At 70.3% G+C, this 16,893-nt stretch carries 15 protein-coding genes; 4 read left to right on the plus strand and 11 right to left on the minus strand.

Annotated features, from left to right (window positions below; genetic code table 11):
- Positions 1–194: 194 nt before the first annotated feature.
- Together OG432_RS06720 and OG432_RS06725 are read left to right on the plus strand one after the other, a co-directional pair.
- Positions 195–1,946, plus strand: coding sequence for a sensor histidine kinase (locus tag OG432_RS06720; RefSeq protein WP_328308725.1), 1,752 nt, complete (start codon positions 195–197; stop codon positions 1,944–1,946).
- Entirely contained in the window at positions 1,943–2,620 is a 678-nt protein-coding gene (locus OG432_RS06725) for a response regulator (RefSeq protein WP_328308727.1), read from the plus strand. The genes OG432_RS06720 and OG432_RS06725 overlap by 4 nt, the downstream gene beginning before the upstream one ends.
- Before the next feature lie 52 nt (positions 2,621–2,672).
- Here the strand turns inward: OG432_RS06725 and OG432_RS06730 are convergent, their stop codons facing one another.
- From OG432_RS06730 to OG432_RS06740, 3 genes are all read right to left on the minus strand, one after another.
- The gene (locus tag OG432_RS06730; RefSeq protein WP_328315025.1) at positions 2,673–3,665 is read right to left on the minus strand and encodes an ABC transporter substrate-binding protein; all 993 of its coding nucleotides are present in this window, start codon (positions 3,663–3,665) and stop codon (positions 2,673–2,675) included.
- Positions 3,666–3,917: 252 nt separating this feature from the next.
- Complete coding sequence (locus OG432_RS06735) at positions 3,918–4,826, minus strand: ABC transporter permease (RefSeq protein WP_443058345.1); 909 nt, start codon at positions 4,824–4,826, stop codon at positions 3,918–3,920.
- The gene (locus tag OG432_RS06740) at positions 4,816–5,631 is read right to left on the minus strand and encodes an ABC transporter ATP-binding protein (protein WP_328308729.1); all 816 of its coding nucleotides are present in this window, start codon (positions 5,629–5,631) and stop codon (positions 4,816–4,818) included. Before OG432_RS06740 ends, OG432_RS06735 begins: the two co-directional genes overlap by 11 nt.
- Before the next feature lie 200 nt (positions 5,632–5,831).
- Between OG432_RS06740 and OG432_RS06745 the strand changes: the two genes are divergently transcribed.
- Positions 5,832–6,515 (plus strand): response regulator, encoded by a 684-nt coding sequence (locus OG432_RS06745; protein ID WP_328308731.1) that lies wholly within the window; start codon positions 5,832–5,834, stop codon positions 6,513–6,515.
- Positions 6,516–6,564: 49 nt separating this feature from the next.
- Here OG432_RS06745 and OG432_RS06750 read toward each other — a convergent pair whose 3' ends face one another.
- From OG432_RS06750 to OG432_RS06775, 6 genes are all read right to left on the minus strand, one after another.
- Positions 6,565–8,163, minus strand: a complete 1,599-nt coding sequence (locus OG432_RS06750) for a solute symporter family protein (protein WP_328308733.1) — start codon at positions 8,161–8,163, stop codon at positions 6,565–6,567.
- Complete coding sequence (locus tag OG432_RS06755) at positions 8,160–8,705, minus strand: DUF485 domain-containing protein (protein ID WP_328308735.1); 546 nt, start codon at positions 8,703–8,705, stop codon at positions 8,160–8,162. Before OG432_RS06755 ends, OG432_RS06750 begins: the two co-directional genes overlap by 4 nt.
- Positions 8,706–8,822: 117 nt before the next feature.
- Complete coding sequence (locus tag OG432_RS06760) at positions 8,823–9,518, minus strand: response regulator transcription factor (RefSeq protein ID WP_443058346.1); 696 nt, start codon at positions 9,516–9,518, stop codon at positions 8,823–8,825.
- A complete protein-coding gene (locus OG432_RS06765; RefSeq protein ID WP_328308739.1) occupies positions 9,515–10,705 on the minus strand; it encodes a sensor histidine kinase in 1,191 nt (396 codons plus the stop codon). The genes OG432_RS06760 and OG432_RS06765 overlap by 4 nt, the downstream gene beginning before the upstream one ends.
- A complete protein-coding gene (locus tag OG432_RS06770) occupies positions 10,702–11,217 on the minus strand; it encodes a DUF1453 domain-containing protein (RefSeq protein WP_328308741.1) in 516 nt (171 codons plus the stop codon). Before OG432_RS06770 ends, OG432_RS06765 begins: the two co-directional genes overlap by 4 nt.
- Before the next feature lie 215 nt (positions 11,218–11,432).
- Positions 11,433–13,550 (minus strand): DNA gyrase/topoisomerase IV subunit B, encoded by a 2,118-nt coding sequence (locus OG432_RS06775; RefSeq protein WP_328308743.1) that lies wholly within the window; start codon positions 13,548–13,550, stop codon positions 11,433–11,435.
- A 433-nt stretch (positions 13,551–13,983) separates the two neighbouring features.
- Between OG432_RS06775 and OG432_RS06780 the strand changes: the two genes are divergently transcribed.
- Entirely contained in the window at positions 13,984–14,214 is a 231-nt protein-coding gene (locus OG432_RS06780; protein WP_328308744.1) for a DUF7455 domain-containing protein, read from the plus strand.
- A gap of 93 nt (positions 14,215–14,307) precedes the next feature.
- Here OG432_RS06780 and OG432_RS06785 read toward each other — a convergent pair whose 3' ends face one another.
- Together OG432_RS06785 and OG432_RS06790 are read right to left on the minus strand one after the other, a co-directional pair.
- Positions 14,308–15,126, minus strand: coding sequence for a S1 family peptidase (locus OG432_RS06785; RefSeq protein WP_328308745.1), 819 nt, complete (start codon positions 15,124–15,126; stop codon positions 14,308–14,310).
- A 129-nt stretch (positions 15,127–15,255) separates the two neighbouring features.
- Positions 15,256–16,809: an RNA polymerase sigma factor gene (locus tag OG432_RS06790; RefSeq protein WP_328308747.1), complete on the minus strand. Its 1,554-nt coding sequence runs from the start codon at positions 16,807–16,809 to the stop codon at positions 15,256–15,258.
- Positions 16,810–16,893 lie beyond the last annotated feature (84 nt).

Raw genomic sequence — 16,893 nt, forward strand, 5'->3', positions numbered from 1 at the left:
TCCTCCCTGTCACCGGCGCGTGCTGCGGCTTTGCCGACAGCACGACAGGCGGCCGCAAGATATCCGTAAACAACGCAAGCGAATTTCGTCGCTCGGGCGGCATGTGTCGCGGCGTGGCGGGGCGGCTGCGGAGACCGCACGGTGATCCCGGCGGGATTTCGGGAAGCGGCTCGGGCCGTCTAACCTGCCTACCCATGACCGCCCCACCCACGAGCGCCGCCCCCCGGCGGCGCCGCCTCGGCTGGCCGCGGCGCGTCTTCTCCCAGGTGCTCCTGATGCAGCTGGCCATCGCCGCCGGGGTCGCCGTCCTCGCGACCGGGCTCTTCCTGGCCCCGCTCGGCGCCCAGCTCGACGACCAGGCCATGCGGCGCGCGCTCGCCATCGCGTCCGCCACCGCCGCCCAGCCGCAGGTCGCCGCCGACCTGGTGTCCTCACGGCCGTCCCCCGAAGGACCGGTGCAGGCCGAGGCCGAGCGCGTCAGAGAGGCGACGGGCGCCGAGTACGTGGTGGTCATGGACACCCGGGGAGTGCGCTGGTCGCACCCCGACACGGGGCAGATAGGCCACGTCGTCTCGACCGACCCGTGGGACGCGATCGCCGGCCACGAGGTAATGGAGATCGACAGCGGCACCCTGGGCCGCTCGGCCCGGGGCAAGGTCCCGCTGCGGAACGCGAGCGGCACCATCGTGGGAGCCGTCTCGGTGGGCATCACGTACGACAGCGTGCGGGCCCGGCTCCTGCACGCGATCCCGGGCCTGCTGGCCTATGCGGGCGGCGCGCTCGCTGTGGGCGCGCTCGCCGCGTACCTGATCGCGCGGCGCATCCACAAGCAGACCCGCGACCTGGCGTTCTCCGACATCTCGGGGCTGCTCGCGGAGCGCGAGGCCATGCTGCACTCCATCCGCGAGGGCGTGGTCGCGCTCGACCGCGACGGCCGGATCAGACTGCTCAACGACGAGGCGCAGCGGCTCCTCGGCGTCGGCCCCGAGGTCGCCGGCCGCACCCTTGAGGAAGCCCTCGGCGCGGGCCGCACGACGCAGGTGCTCGCCGGCCGGGTCGAGGGCACCGACCTGTTGACGGTGCGAGGCCACCGTGTCCTGGTCGCCAACCGGATGCCGACCGAGGACGGCGGCGCCGTGGCGACGCTGCGCGACCGCACCGAGCTGGAGCGCCTGGGCCGCGAACTGGACTCCACACGCGGCCTGATCGACGCCCTGCGCGCCCAGGACCACGAACACGCCAACCGTCTGCACACCCTGCTCGGCCTGCTCGAACTGGAGCTGTACGAGGAGGCCGTCGACTTCGTCACCGAGGTGGTCGGGGTGCACCGGGCCACCGCCGAGCAGGTCACCGAGAAGGTCAGGGATCCACTGCTCGCCGCGGTGCTGGTCGGCAAGGCGACGGTCGCCGCCGAGCGTGCGGTCGCCCTGAGCCTGTCCCCCGCCACCGCGCTGCCCGACCGGCTCGTCGATCCGCGCGGCCTGGTCACGGTCACCGGCAACCTCGTCGACAACGCGCTCGACGCGGCGGCCGGGTCGCCCGGCGCGGCGGTGGAGGTGGAGCTGCGCGCCGAGGGACGCACCGTCGTCGTGCGGGTCCGCGACAACGGTCCCGGTGTTCCCGCCGAGCTGCGCGAGCTGGTCTTCACCGAGGGCTGGACCACCAAGGAGGCACCGGCGCACGGCAAGCGCGGGCTCGGGCTCGCGCTGGTCGGCAGGTTCGCGGAACGGATGGGGGGCAGCGCGCGGGTCGGCACGGGCCCCGAAGGCGGCGCGGAGTTCACCGTCGTACTGCCCGACGCCCTGAGTGAGGACCTGGACCACGGCCCGGCGCCCGACCCTGATCAGGAACCGAATCCTGGGCCCGGCCCGGATCGGGGCCCGCATCCTGGGCCCGGCCCGGATCAGGGCCCGGGGCGGCCGCGGATCGTGGAGGATGCGCGGTGATCGACGTACTGGTCGTGGACGACGATCCCCGGGTCGCCTCCATCAATGCCGCGTACACCGCAAAGGTTCCCGGCTTCCGGGTGGTCGCCCAGGCGCATTCGGCCGGCGAGGCGCTCACCCGGATCGCCGCGCAACCGGTGGACCTGGTGCTGCTCGACCACTATCTGCCGGACGAGAACGGGCTCGCGTTCGTGCGGGAGCTGCGCCGGCTCGGCCACCACACCGACGTGATCATGGTGACGGCGGCACGCGACGTCGCCACCGTCCAGGCCGCGATGCGCCAGGGCGCGCTCCAGTACCTGGTCAAGCCCTTCACCTTCGCGGGCCTGCGCACCAAGCTGGAGGCGTACGCCGTGCTGCGGCGCACCCTGGACGGCGGCGGCGAGGCCGAGCAGGTGGAGGTGGACCGGATCTTCGGAGCGCTCTCCGTCCCCGCCGAACCCGACCTCCCCAAGGGCCACTCCCCCACCACCGCCGACCTGTTGCGCGGCGTTCTGAAGGCGGCCGAGGGCCCGCTCTCGGCGCAGGAGATCGCGGAGCGGGCCGGGGTGAGCCGGCAGACCGCGCAGCGCTATCTCAAGCTCCTCGAACGGGCCGGCCGGGTGCGGCTCGGCCTGCGCTACGGCGAGACCGGCCGCCCCGAGCACCGCTACGCGTGGGTGGCCTCCCTGTAGGGACTCCTCGGCCGGGGCGGGGTCAGCCCTGCGGGACCTCGACGGGTCGGGGTCAGCCCTGCGGGACCTTCTTCACGAACTCCGTGGTGAAGGTCTGCGACAGATCCACCGTGGCCGACTTGAGGTTGGGGTTGAACGCCTTGAGCACCCTCTCGACCGTCTCCGGGCCGTTCTCGGGCATCACTCCGTCCTTGGTGAACATGGGCAGGGTGCTCTTGATCGCCTGCGCGTACAGCGTCTTGCCGCCCTGCGCGTAGTCCGCGGGCATCTTCGCCGCGATCTCGTCGGCGCTGTGCGCGGACATCCAACGCAGCGTCTTCACCAGGGCGTTGACCAACTTCTGCACCGTCTGCCGGTGGCCGTTCACCCACTGCGTGTTCATGTACAGACTGGACGAGGGGTAGGGGCCGCCGAGCGCCTGCTGCGAGCCCTCGGGCGTCCGCATGTCGATCAGCACCTTGCCGAGCTTCTGGTCGACGACGGCGGCGACCGTCGGGTCGGTGGTCATGCCGCCCTGGATGGAGCCCTGTTTGAGGGCGGCGACGAAGGTCTGCCCCGCGCCGACCGCGACGGGCGTGAACTCGCTGGTCTTCACCCCGTCCCGCACGGCGAGGTACTTGGTGAGGAAGTCCGTCGACGAGCCGAGCCCCGTGACGCCGAGCTTCTTGCCCTTGAAGTCCTTGGGGGACTTGAGGGTCGCGGCGGCCCGGTCGGCGACGATCTCCACCTCGCCCGGCGCGTGCGAGAACTGCACCACCGACTCCACCTTCTTGCCCTTCACCTGAAGATCGAGGGTGTGGTCGTAGAAGCCGACGGCGCCCTGTACGTCGCCGGAGATCAGGGCGGTCTCCGCCTGGACCCCGGCGGGCTCGGTGAGCAACTGCACGTCCAGGCCCTCGGCCTTGAAGTAGCCCAGCCGCTGGGTCAGCATCGCGGGCAGATAGATGACCTTGTCGAGCCCGCCGACCATCACCTTGACGGTGGCCTGCCCGGACGCGCTCTTGGCGTCCGATGCGGAGTTGCCGCCGCATGCGGAGAGCCCCATCAGCAGAGCCACACAGAGCCCCCCGGCCAGGAGGACCGAGGGCGCGTTGCGGATGCTGTGGGTGGGGTTGGAGTGGGCGTTGAGGTGGTGTTGAGGTTGGGGTTGGGGCTGGCTACGCATGGTCGTCACGTCCCTGTGATCACTGTTCGGGGTACGGATACGGGTACGGGTACGGGGTGGGCGGCGGGGGCGCGGGGGCGGTGCGCGGGGCCGATGCGACGGCCGGCGGAAAGACCGGCGCCCCGGCCCGTGTCAGCGCTCGGCGCCGGGCTCGGCCGGGCGCCAGCGGAACAGCCGCCGCTCGGCGAACGTGAGCAGCCCCTCGGTGAACAGGGCGACGACGGCCAGGATGGCCATCGCGGCGTACACCCCGGCGGCGTTGAAGGTCCCCTGGGAGGCTGCCACCAAAAGCCCCAGGCCCTTGGTCGCGCCGATGTACTCGCCGACGATCGCCCCGATCAGCGCGAACCCGAAGCTGACGTGGAGGCTGGTGAAGATCCAGGAGGTGGCGGAGGGGATGACCACCTGGAAGGTGACCCGGCGGTTGCTCGCCCCCAGGATGCGGGCGTTGTCGACCAGGTTCCGGTCGACCTCGCGCGCCCCTTGGAAGGCGTTGAAGAAGACCGGGAAGAAGACGAGGACGACGGCGGAGGCGACCTTCGAGGCCGGCCCGAGACCGAACCAGATCAGGAAGACGGGCGCGAGCACGATGCGCGGGATGGCGTTGAGGACCTTGATGTAGGGGCCGAGGACATCGGCGAGGAAGCGGATCCGGCCCAGCGCGATGCCGAGCACGACACCCGCGACCACTCCGGCGACCCAGCCGAGGAGCGCCTCGTAGAGCGTGTACCAGATCTGCTCCCAGAGAGATCCCTGCGCCGTGCCGTGCAGGGCCCACTCCCGCATCTGGTCCCAAATCGCCGACGGCATCGAGAAGTTGAAGGCGTCGATGACATCGGCGCGGGCCAGGAACTCCCAGGCCCCGAAGACCAGGGCCAGGAGCAGGACGCGGCTGCCGTGGACCAGGAGGCGGCGGTTGCGCGCGTCCCGGGCGCGCGTGGCCGTACGGGCCAAGGGTTTGGTACCGGCCGTGGGCTGGGTAACGGCCGGGCCGGCGGTGCCGGGGGCCGTCGGCGACGCCCCGTGCGTGTCAGGCGACATCGGTGGCACCCCGTTCCCTGGTGATGCGGACCTCTTCGCCGAGTGACTGCCAGATCTCGCGGTAGAGGTCGAGGAAGCGCGGTTCCAGACGCACCGATTCGACCTTGCGCGGGCGCGGCAGGTCGATGTCGAAGATCCGTTTGACGGTGGCCGGGCCCGCCGTCATCACGACGACCCGGTCGGCCAGGGCGATGGACTCCTCCAGGTCGTGGGTGACGAACACGACGGAGGCCCCGGTGCCGGACCACAGATCGAGGAGCTCGTCCGACATGAGGGCCCTGGTCTGGACGTCGAGCGCCGAGAACGGCTCGTCCATCAGCAGGATCCTGGGGTCGTTGACGAACGTCGCGGCGAGGGCGACACGTTTGCGCTGGCCGCCCGAGAGCTGGTGCGGATAGCGGTCCTCGAAGGCCGTCAGGCCGACCCTGGACAGCCACGCGCGGGCCATCTCCTTCGCCTCGGCCTTCGGTACGCCGCGAAAGCGCGGGCCGGCCATCACGTTGGAGAGCACGGTGCGCCAGGGGAAGACGGCATCCTGCTGGAAGACGAAGCCGACCTTGTCGCCGATGCCGTCGACCGGTTCCCCGGCGACCAGGACCTCGCCGTCGGTGGGCTCCTCCAGGCCGCTCACCAGGGTCAGCGTGGTCGACTTTCCGCATCCGGTGGGACCGACGACGGCCACGAACTCGCCCTGCCGCACGCTGAGATCGAGGTCCCGTACGGCGGTGTGCAGCGCCCCGGACGGCGTGCGGAACGCCTTGCCCGCACCCCTCAGTTCGATGGCGGGAACGGTGTCTGTGTTCATGGAGCGGGACCGTAGGCGCGGGCCGCGTCCCGGCGTCAGCCTTGTGGGCACTGGACGGACTTGTGCGCGCAAACCCCTGTTGTGCTCGTTTTGCGCGCGATACAACTGCGGGGTTCGGAGCGCGGGAAACACCGGGACGGCCCAGCCGGGACGGCCGGTCCGGTCCGGCCGGTCCGGCCGGCCTCGGGGAGGAGAGCGACGTGATCGATGTCCTGGTCGTGGACGACGACTTCCGTGTTGCCGAGATCAACGCGTCCTATGTCGCGAAGGTTCCCGGGTTCCGGGTCGCGGCGCGCGCGCACAACGCATCGCAGGCACTGGCCGCGCTGGAACGCCATCGGGTCGATCTCGTCCTGCTCGACCATTTCCTGCCCGACGAGACCGGGCTCAGCCTGGTCCGACGGATGCGCCAACTGGGCCACCACACCGACGTGATCATGGTGACGTCGGCGAGCGACGTGGCGACGGTCCAGGCCGCGATGCGCCACGGGGCCCTGCACTACCTCGTGAAGCCGTTCGCCTTCGCGGCCCTGCGGGCGAAGCTCGACTCGTACGCGACCCTGCGGCGCACCGTGGACCGGGCGGCGGGAAGGTCCGGCGCCGAGCCGCCGGCCCAGGACCAGGAGCAGGTCGACCGGATCTTCGCGGCCCTGCGCACCGGGCTGCCCAGCCGTCACTCGGTGCCGACGGCGGAGCTGATCCGCGATGTCCTGCACGACGCCGAGCATCCGCTCTCCGCCCACGAGGTCGCCGACCGCACCGGTCTGAGCCGCTCGACCGCCCAGCGCTATCTGCGCCTCCTCGAACAGTCCGGCCGCCTCCGGCTCACCCTGCGCTACGGCGAGACGGGGCGCCCCGAACACCGGTACGCCTGGGCGGTGTGAGCGGTGTGAGCGGTGTGAGCGGTGCCGGGTGCTGCCGGGTGCCGGGTGGCTATACGGCTCCCGCTCCGGTCAGGGCCCGCACTTCCGCCTCCGCGTGCTTCGCCTCGTCCGGGGCCTCCTGCGAGGTCACCGTACCGAGCCAGCCCGCGAGGAATCCCAGCGGAATGGAGAGGAGCCCGGGGTTCTGCAGGGGGAAGAACTGGAAGTCCACGTCCGGGAAGAGCGATTCGGGGCTGCCGGAGACCACGGGTGAGACGAGGACCAGGATCAACGCCGGGACCAGACCTCCGTACACCGACCACACGGCGCCCCGGGTGGTGAAGTTGCGCCAGAACAGGGAGTAGAGCAGCACCGGAAGGTTGGCCGAGGCGGCGACCGCGAAGGCGAGGCCGACGAGGAACGCCACATTGAGGTCGCGGGCCAGCAGGCCGAGCGCGATGGCCACCGCCCCGATGCCCACCGCGGCGACCCGCGCGACCGCGACCTCGCTGCGCTGCTTGGCGTGCCGGCGCCTGAGCGAGGCGTACAGGTCGTGGGCGACGGACGCCGAGGACGCCAGGGTGATGCCCGCGACCACGGCCAGGATCGTGGCGAAGGCGACGGCGGCGACCACGGCGAAGAGCACGGTGCCGCCGGTGGAACCGGCTCCGCCTCCCAGGTCGTAGGCCAGGAGCGCGACGGCGGTGTTGCCCGCCGGGTTGGATGCCTTGACCTGTTCGGTGCCGACCACGGCGGCCGCGCCGAAGCCGAGCACGATCGTCATCAGGTAGAACCCGCCGATGAGGCCGATGGACCAGATGACCGAGCGCCGGGCGGCCCGCGCGGTGGGCACGGTGTAGAAGCGCGAGAGGATGTGCGGCAGTCCCGCCGTGCCGAGGACCAGGGCCAGGCCGAGGCTGATGAAGTCGAGCCGTGCCGTCCAGTCACCGCCGTACTTGAGGCCGGGAGCGAGGAACTCCCTGCCGTGGCCGCTGTGTTCGGCCGCCGAGTTCAGCAGCAGGTTGATGTCTCCGTGGAAGCGCAGCAGCACGAGCACGGTGAGGGTGATCGTGCCCGCCATGAGCAGGACGGCCTTCACGATCTGGATCCAGGTGGTGGCCCGCATCCCGCCGAGCGACACATAGACCACCATCAGGGCGCCGACCCCGATGACCGTCCAGTCCCGCGCGGCGCCGCTGGTGCCGCCGAGCAGCAGGGCGACGAGGCTGCCGGCGCCGACCATCTGGGCCACCAGATAGAGAACGGACACGGTGACCGAGGAAGTTCCCGCCGCGATCCGCACGGGACGCTCACTCATCCGCGCGGCGACGACGTCGGCGAGAGTGAACTTGCCGCAGTTGCGGACGAGTTCGGCGACGAGGAGCAGCACCACGAGCCAGGCCACGAGGAAGCCCACGGAGTACAGCATGCCGTCGTAGCCGAAGAGCGCGATCAGTCCGGAGATGCCGAGGAAGGAGGCGGCCGACATGTAGTCGCCCGCGATGGCAAAACCATTTTCCATGGGGGAGAACAGACGCCCTCCCGTGTAGAACTCCTCGGCCGAGCCGTGCCGGTTGCGGCTCACCCAGGTGGTGATGGCGAGCGTCGCCGCCACGAACGCGCTGAACAGCAGCAGCGCCAGCGTCTGATGGTCTTGGCCGACGATCACTTGTTGGTCTCCCGTGTCGATCTCTGTGCGTCGTCCTGCCGGACCGTGCCGGCCTGCCCGGTCCGCCGGCCGTTCTGGTTCTGCTGGTTCTGCTCGAACACGACCCAGCGCAGCTCCAGCGCGGCCCGGTCCCGGCGCAGCCGGGCGTGGCGCGCGTAGGCCCAGGTCAGCAGGAAGGTGGTGAGGAACTGGGCCAGCCCTGCGATCATCGCCACGTTCACCGCGCCGGCCACCGGGCGGGCCATGAGGCCCGGGGCGCCGACCGCGGTGATCACATAGGCCAGGTACCAGGCGAAGAAGGCGAGGGAGGCCGGGACGACGAACCGGCGGTAGCGGCGGCGCACTTCCTGGAACGCGGCGCTGCGGTGCACTTCCAGATAGATCTCGGACGGGCTGAGACGTTCGTCCTCGCCGGCCCGCTGCTGGGCGGGCACGCTCGCGGCCACCGCCCCGTCCCGCTCGTCCCACCCTGAGGCGAGCGCGTCATGCCAAGGGTCGTCGATCCGCGCCGCCGCGAGATCACGCCCTTCCTGCTTCTCCACCGAACAACTCTCCTTGCCCACGGGCCCGTTCGGCCAGGTTCTCAAGGATGAGTGGAGTGAGCGAGCCGAAGGCTCTCCTACGGCACCGTTTCACCCCATTAGGTGATGGAGCGGGTATTACGGAAGCGGTCTGCCGGGCGGATCGGCCCATCCGTTCCGATAGGCGTACCGCACGGCCTGGGCCCGGTCGCGTACCCCGCACTTGCCGAAGATGTTGTTGATGTGGGTCTTCACGGTGGCCGTCGAGATGTGCAGGGCCTTGGAGATCTCGGGGTTGGTCATTCCCTCCGCGACGAGCCCGAGCACTTCGCCCTCGCGAGTGGTGAGCCCGTCGGGCAGTTCGCCCGGAGTGGGGGCCGGCGGCTGTGCCGTCACCCGTTCCAGGAGGCGGCGCTGGATGGACGGGGCGAGGCCGGCCTGACCGGACAGCACGTCCTCTATCGACTTGACGATCTCCTCGCCCCCGGCGTCCTTGGTCAGATACCCCCGGGCGCCGGCCTTCAGGGCAGGGAAGAGGGAGTCGTCGTCCGCATACGTCGTGAGGATCACCACCTCGGTGCCGGGGTGCTCGGCGCGGATGCGGCGGGTGGCCTCCACCCCGTCGCAACGCGGCATGCGCAGGTCCATCAGGACGATGTCCGGGGCCAGTCGGGCCGTGAGGGCGACGGCCTCCTCGCCGTCTCGCGCCGAGCCGATGACCTCGATACCCGGCAGCAGCCCGAGCAGCATCACGATGCCTTCGCGCACCACGGACTGGTCGTCGGCCACGACCACCTTGATCACCCCCCGTGTCCCGGGGCCGCCCCCGGTCATGCGGGCACCCTCAGTCTCACCACGAACCCCTCCTCCTCCGGCCCGGCCTCCAGGATGCCGCCGAGCAGTTCGGCGCGCTCCCTCATCCCCAACAGACCGTAGCCGGAGCCACTGACAGCGAGCTCCCGCGCCGGCTCGCGGCCTCCCGAGTCCCTTACTTCCAGGGCCACTTCGTCCGGCAGATACTCCAGCCGCACGGCGACGGCCGCGCCCGGTGCGTGCTTGCGCACATTGGTGAGGGCCTCCTGCGCCACCCTGCGCACGGTCTGCGACGCCTCCGCCGGCAGCGCCCTGCGCTCGCCCTTCACCTGGACCCCGGTGCCCGCTCCGAGCCCGCTCCCGGCTCCCGCCCCCTCGATCAGGGTGTGCAGGAAGTCCTCGACCGGGGTCATCTCGCCGCGCAGCGCCGACAGCGCCTGGCGGGTCTCGGCGAGGCCTTCCCTCGCCATGCCCCGGGCGGCCACCACCCGCTCCAGGATCTTCTCCCTGAACTCACCGGGCGGCTCCCGCTCGATCAGCAGCCGCGCCGCCTCCAGGTGAACCAGCTGCGCCGAGAGGCTGTGGGCGAGGACGTCGTGGATCTCGCGGGCGATCCTGGCCCGCTCGTCCAGCGCGGCCGATTCCGCCTCGGCCGCCCTCGCCGCCCGCTCCTGGGCGAGGAGCCGCTGGGCACTGCCCCGGGCCTCCGCATCGAGTCGCAGCACATATCCGGCGAGCCCGAGCCCTGCCACGGTCACCACCGTGGTCAGCCAATTGTCCTGGTTGACCAGCGAATACGCCGCCAGGGCCACCGTGGTGCAGGGCACGGCGGCCCCGAGCGGCAGCCGCTCGAGCGCGGTCACCGCGCAGCCGCAGAACATGACCAGGGCCAGCACCGGCCAGCCCGCCGCCCTGGCCCCGGCCGCGCCGCCCATCACCAGGACGAGCGCGGCAAGCGACGGCCAGAGCCGATGGTCGTAGGTGAAGCGGTAGAACGCCCGGCCCAGGAGGGCGCAGCCGACGACGAGCGCGACGCCGCCCACCCACGCCCAGTCCCCCGGCCCGCGCTCGTTGGCCAGGGTCGACCAGAGCAGGGCGGTGAACACCACGGCCCGGATTGACCGGGCGAGATTGCGTCTGGCACGCGTGAGGCCTTCGCGGGCGAGTGCTTCCCGCGAAGGCCAGCTGAGCCAGGTCCCCAGGGTCACACGCGGTCCTTCCACATCTGCGGGGCGGGGCTTGCGGCAGCGGTGCCGTACGGCGCGAGAGCCGGCTGGGCCCGCCACATCTGGATGCCCCCGCGGACGATCAGCGAGGCGGCGAGCGCCAGCAGGATGGCGCCGGTGCCCATGTGGATCCCGGCCAGGGCGCCGAGAGCGGCGAGCCCGACGCGCAGGGCTATGCCGAGGACCCAGATCCCGGCGGTGGCCTTGGTGCCGCGGGACCACACCGTGCCGTCGGGCTCGGTCCACATCCGCGATGTCCAGGCCCAGCCGACGCCCATGAGCACACCGGTCACGAGCTCGGCGCAGAGCAGCGTGAGGGATCCGGCCTGGTGCTGGTGGTCGATGAGCCCGCCGTCCTTCACGGCGAAGAACGCCAGCACGGCGGGCACCAGCCACCACGTGCGGCCGGATCCCGCGACCTGCTGCGGCTTGAACTGGCGGACCAGGATCAACGCCACCACCGCGACTGCCACCAGCACGTTGAGCGCGGACATCGAAGCCTCCGAAGGGCGAGAAGACGAAGCGGACGAGAAGCCGGGCACCGGCTCTCCGTACATCTACGACGCTACGGAAACGACCTGGTCAGACACATCGAGCCAGGGGTGGATCGCGGGTGGAGGTTGGCTCTCCACCCGTGGGTGGAGACGGCGAACGCCGGGCCGCGGGAGTGCCGCGGGCCGGCGTTCGTCAGGGCTCAGGAGGCCGGGGGTCAGGCGTCGATGCGTGAGCGGTCGAGGGTGGCGGCGGAGCTGGTGATGAATTCCTTGCGGGGGGCGACCTCGTTGCCCATGAGGAGGTCGAAGACCTGCTCGGACGCGTCGAGGTCCCCGATGTTGATCCGGCGCAGGGTGCGGAAGCGGGGGTCCATCGTGGTCTCCGCGAGCTGGTCGGCGTCCATCTCGCCCAGGCCCTTGTAGCGCTGGATGGTGTCCTTGTAGCGGATGTTCTTGCGCTGGAACTCCAGCAGCGTGCTGCGCAGCTCGTTGTCCGAGTACGTGTACACGTACTTGTCCTGGCCCTTCTTGGGCTGGACCAGTTCGATGCGGTGCAACGGCGGCACCGCCGCGAAGACCCGGCCCGCCTCGACCATCGGCCGCATGTAGCGCTGGAACAGGGTCAGCAGCAGGATCCGGATGTGCGCCCCGTCCACATCGGCGTCCACCAGGAGGACGATCTTGCCGTAGCGGGCCGCGTCGATGTCGAACGTACGCCCCGAGCCGGCCCCTATGACCTGGATGATCGCCCCGCACTCCGCGTTCTTCAGCATGTCGGAGACCGACGCCTTCTGAACGTTGAGGATCTTTCCGCGGATCGGCAGCAGCGCCTGGAACTCCGAGTTGCGGGCCAGCTTCGCCGTGCCGAGCGCCGAGTCGCCCTCCACGATGAACAGTTCGCTGCGCTCCACGTCGTCACTGCGGCAGTCCGCCAGCTTCGCCGGCAGCGAGGAGGACTCCAGGGCCGTCTTACGGCGCTGCGCCTCCTTGTGCTGACGCGCCGCGATCCGGGTCCGCGCGGCCGCGACGATCTTCTCCATCACCGCACGGGCCTGCTGCTTGTCGTCCCGCTTGGTGGAGGTCAGGAACGCCTTCAGCTCCTTGGCGACGACGTTCGCGACGATCCGGTTCGCGGCCGAGGTGCCCAGGACCTCCTTGGTCTGGCCCTCGAACTGCGGCTCCGCCAGGCGCACCGTGACCACCGCGGTCAGGCCTTCGAGGGCGTCGTCCTTGACGACGTCGTCCTCCGCGACGCGCAGCAGCTTCGCCGAGCGCAGCACCTCGTTCACCGTCTTCGCCACCGAGCGCTCGAACCCGGTCACGTGGGTGCCGCCCTTGGGCGTGGCGATGATGTTCACGAACGACTTCAGGTTCGTGTCGTATCCGGTGCCCCAGCGCAGCGCGATGTCGACGCCCAGCTCACGGGTGACCTCGGTGGGCGTCATGTGGCCGCGCTCGTCGAGGACCGGAACGGTCTCCTTGAACGTGCCGGACCCGGACAGCCGCAGCACATCGTTGACGGCCTTGTCCTGCGCCAGGTACTCGCAGAACTCGCTGATCCCGCCGTCGAAACGGAACGTCTCCTCGGTCTTGCCCTCCCCCTCCAGGCCCCGCTCGTCCCGCACCACGATCGTCAGGCCCGGCACCAGGAACGCCGTCTGCCGAGCCCGCTGGTACAACGTGTCCAACGAGAGCTTCGCGTCCTTCAGGAAGATCTGCCGGTCCGCCCAGTAGCGCACCCTGGTGCCGGTGCGGCCCTTGGGCACGCGCTTGCCCTTGCGCAGTCCGCTGCCCGGGTCGAAAGGCGCGTCCGGGCCCTGCTCGGTGAAGATGCCGGGCACGCCCCGGCGGAAGCTGATCGAGTGCGTGGTGCCCCGGTCCACCTCGATGTCGAGACGGGCGGAGAGGGCGTTGACCACGGAGGCCCCGACGCCGTGCAGGCCGCCCGAGGCCGCGTAGGAGCCGCCGCCGAACTTGCCGCCCGCGTGCAGCTTGGTCATCACGACCTCGACGCCCGACAGGCCGGTCTTGGGCTCCACATCCACCGGGATGCCCCGGCCGTTGTCCCGCACCTCCACGGACGCGTCGTCGTGCAGGATCACTTCGATGTGGTCGCAGTACCCACCCAGAGCCTCATCGACGGAGTTGTCGATGATCTCCCACAGGCAGTGCATCAGACCACGGCTGTCCGTCGACCCGATGTACATGCCCGGCCGCTTGCGGACCGCTTCGAGCCCTTCGAGTACGAGCAGATGCCGGGCGGTGTAGTTGGAGCCGTCGCGGTCTGCCCCGCTCAGCAGCGCAGTGGACGGAACGGACGTCTCGGCGGTCACGCAGTTCGCTCCTCGCTGAATTTCAATTGCGCCCCGATGGGTAAGGGGTCGGCGTCGGTCGCCGGTCAGAGGGTACCGAGGCCTGGTAGAGCCGTTGTAACGCCACCCTCGCGAAACGTCATGCTAGTCCAGCGTCGCAAACATGTTCGATACCCCGTGGGGGTGATGCGGATATCACGTTCCCAATCAGGCATGAACCATTTAGGCTCCGGGCACGTCCTCATGAACAACCGGCAACCCCGCCGGGAGGGCCAAACAAGACAAGCAACGCGAAACCCGTAAAGCTCCGCAATACGGCTCATTCGCCGCCAACCGGCAGCAGACAGCCACCTTGACCAAGAACTTTCGAGGAAAAGCCACGAGCGGGAACGTTTTCGGCCTGGTTGGATGTTGACCCTGGTACGACAGCTCGTCGAGCTAGAGAAGAGGCGACGTGACTACTGTTCTGACCCCCGCGAGCCCCCTGACGGCCGCCGACCGTTGCGACCGCTGCGGCGCACAGGCCTACCTTCGCGTAGTCCTCACCAGCGGCGGCGAGCTGCTCTTCTGCGCTCATCACGGACGTAAGTTCGAGCCGGAACTGAAGAAGATCGCCGCTGACATACAGGACGAGACGGACCGCCTCACGGCGGTGCCCGAGTCCACGAGCGACGAGGATCACTGAGACCTCGCACCACGACGAGCCAGGGCCGGTCCAGGACCGGCGACGGGCGGCACTCCCCGTGCAGGGGGAGTGCCGCCCGTTCTCGTGTCCGCGTCAGACGGCCGTGCCGGAGGGCCACTGCACGGCCGACACCCTGGTGTAGACCCCCGGGTAGCCGCGCTGCCCACAGCCGTTCCCCCAGGACACCAGGCCGATGAGCTTGCCCCCGGCCACCAGCGGCCCCCCGCTGTCACCCTGACAGGCGTCGTAGCCGCCCCTGGGATCGCCCGCGCACACCATGGTGGCCCGCAGGTACGTGCTGTCGGAGTTCGGCGGGTAGGGGCCCTCACAGGCCGCGTCGCTCAGCACCGAGACGGACGCCGCCCGCAGGGCCGTCGGGTAGCTGCCGGCGCCCGTGGTGTCGCCCCAGCCGTAGACCGTGGCCCGGGTGCCGGGCTGGTAGCCCGGATCCCCCGCCGCGGCCGCGGGGATCACGTACGAGGCCGGCAGCGGCTTGGCCAGGGTGAGCATCGCCATGTCCCCGGCGTTGGTCGCCGGATCGTAGCCCGGGTTCACCCATGTGGCCTTCACCGGGATCTCCTGTCCTTCATTGGTCCGCAGCTCCGTGCGGCCCGCGATCACCTTGAGGTCGCGCACCTGGGGCACGTCCATGCCCAGCACGTCGCTGCGCAGGCAGTGGGCGGCCGTGAGGACCGTGGTCGGCGAGACCACCGCTCCCCCGCAGAACTGGCCGGCGCGCGTACCTCCGAACCGGTCACGGCTGGACAGCGCCACCGCCCAGGGGCTGTCCGAGATCCGGACCTGCTGTCCGCCGATGACGACCTCGTCGGCGCCGGCGGGCGTCGGCGCCCCCAGGGCGGTGACCGCAAGGGCGGCCACTCCCGTGACGGCTCGGCTGATGGAGCGGCGCATACGCTCTCCTGACTCTCGGTGACGCGGGCACACCCAGCGTCATTCAGGGAGCGGTGCGGCGCACCCTCGGGTACGCGCGAGGGCCCGGCCTCCAGGGAGACCGGGCCCTCGCCGACGTACGACCGGGGTCTAGTCGAGGTAGTCGCGCAGAACCTGCGAACGCGACGGGTGGCGCAGCTTCGACATGGTCTTGGACTCGATCTGGCGGATCCGCTCGCGGGTCACGCCGTAGACCTTGCCGATCTCGTCCAGCGTCTTCGGCTGGCCGTCGGTGAGACCGAAACGCATGGAGACCACGCCCGCCTCACGCTCGGACAGGGTGTCCAGGACCGAGTGCAGCTGCTCCTGGAGGAGCGTGAAGCTGACCGCGTCGGCCGGCACGACCGCCTCGGAGTCCTCGATCAGGTCACCGAACTCGCTGTCGCCGTCCTCACCCAGGGGGGTGTGCAGCGAGATCGGCTCACGCCCGTACTTCTGGACCTCGATGACCTTCTCAGGGGTCATGTCGAGCTCCTTGGCCAGCTCCTCCGGGGTGGGCTCGCGGCCCAGGTCCTGGAGCATCTGGCGCTGGACGCGCGCGAGCTTGTTGATGACCTCGACCATGTGCACCGGGATGCGGATGGTGCGGGCCTGGTCGGCCATGGCGCGGGTGATCGCCTGACGGATCCACCAGGTGGCGTACGTGGAGAACTTGTAGCCCTTGGTGTAGTCGAACTTCTCGACCGCGCGGATCAGACCCAGGTTGCCCTCCTGGATCAGGTCCAGGAAGAGCATGCCGCGGCCGGTGTAGCGCTTGGCCAGGGAGACCACCAGACGGAGGTTGGCCTCCAGGAGGTGGTTCTTGGCGCGGCGGCCGTCCTCGGCGATGATCTCCAGCTCGCGCTTGAGCTTCGGCGCCAGCTTGTCGGCGTTCGCCAGCTTGTCCTCGGCGAACAGGCCCGCCTCGATGCGCTTGGCGAGCTCGACCTCCTGCTCGGCGTTGAGCAGCGGGACCTTGCCGATCTGCTTGAGGTAGTCCTTGACCGGGTCGGCGGTGGCTCCCGCGACGGCGACCTGCTGCGCGGGCGCGTCGTCCTCGTCCTCGTCGGACAGGACGAAGCCCTTGCTCTCGCCCTCGGGCTCCTCGTCGTCGCCCTTGCCCGGCGCGGCCTCGTCGATGAGCTCGTCGCCCTCGACGGCTTCCTCGTCGTCGCCCTTCTTGGCGGCGGTCTTCTTCGCCGCGGTCTTCTTGGCCACCGTCTTCTTGGCGGCGGTCTTCTTGACGGCCGCCTTCTTGGCGACAGCCTTCTTGGGGGCGTCCTCGGCCTCGTCGGCCGGCACGTCCACGCTCTCGGACGGGGCCGCGGAGGCGGCGACGGTCCTGGTGGTGGTCACGGTCGTCTTGGCCGCGACCGTCTTGGTGGCGGTGCGCTTCGCCGGGCTCTTCGCTGCGACGCTCTTGCGTGTGCGCTTCGGTGATTCCGCGGCACTGACCATCAGCGTCACACCCTCTTCCTCGAGGATCTGGTTGAGGCTGCGCAGAACATTCTTCCACTGGGTCGGCGGAATCTGGTCGGCTTCGAAGGCCCGACGCACGTCATCGCCGGCGATCTGTCCATCAGCCTTTCCCCGCTCGATGAGCGCCATCACAGACTCGGACTCGGCGATCTCCGGCGGGAGCGTACGGGATGTGCTGGCCGACACGAACAACCTCTCGAAACGATGGAAAACGGCTTCCGGCCCCGCCCAGGATCGGACCGGAGCCGACGACCACCGGCTGGGGATGTG

The organism is Streptomyces sp. NBC_00442, assembly GCF_036014195.1.
In the GTDB taxonomy this organism is placed as follows: domain Bacteria; phylum Actinomycetota; class Actinomycetes; order Streptomycetales; family Streptomycetaceae; genus Streptomyces.